Source organism: Micromonospora sp. PTRAS2, assembly GCF_054052245.1.
The window spans coordinates 1-560 of record NZ_JBSWBU010000062.1 but is presented as its reverse complement, the minus strand read 5'-3'; the positions used below and the strand labels follow the sequence as shown (position 1 = coordinate 560).

Here is a 560-nt window from a genome sequence, read left to right as displayed (position 1 = left end):
CGCTGCGACCAGAAAGGCCGACACACCATGGCGTTGACCCGACGGCAGTTCACCCTGGGGGCGCTCGCCTCCACCGCGCTCACCACGACCGGGCTGTCGCTCGGCGCGCGGCCAGCCCTGGCGGCCACCTACACGGCCTACGCCATGACCTACTTCACCGAGTCGCCGAGCTTCACCGGGGCCAACTACGGCCTGCACGTCGCCGTGAGCCGGGACGGCCTCAACTGGACCCCGCTCAACCAGAACAACCCCGTGGTCACCCCGACCGCCGGCGACCTCGGCCTGCGCGACCCGTACATCCACCGCAAGCAGGACGGCACGTTCGTGGTGGTCGCCACCGACCTCTACGGCACCAACTTCGGGCGCAACAGCCAGTACCTGCACGTGTACGACTCGACGGACCTGACGAGCTTCACCGGCTACCGGCGGATCCAGATGCACACCTACAGCAACGTGCACACCTGGGCCCCGACGGTGTTCTGGGACGCCGGGCGCGGCCAGTACGCCATCGTCTACTCCGCCAACACCAGCACGGACCTGTTCCTGGTGAACTACACCTC

The 560-nt window shown here is 68.0% G+C and carries 1 pseudogene; it reads left to right on the top strand.

Annotated features, from left to right (window positions below):
• Window positions 1–27: 27 nt before the first annotated feature.
• A pseudogene (locus tag ACVMYR_RS33160) lies at window positions 28–560 on the top strand (alpha-L-arabinofuranosidase); the annotation flags it as partial.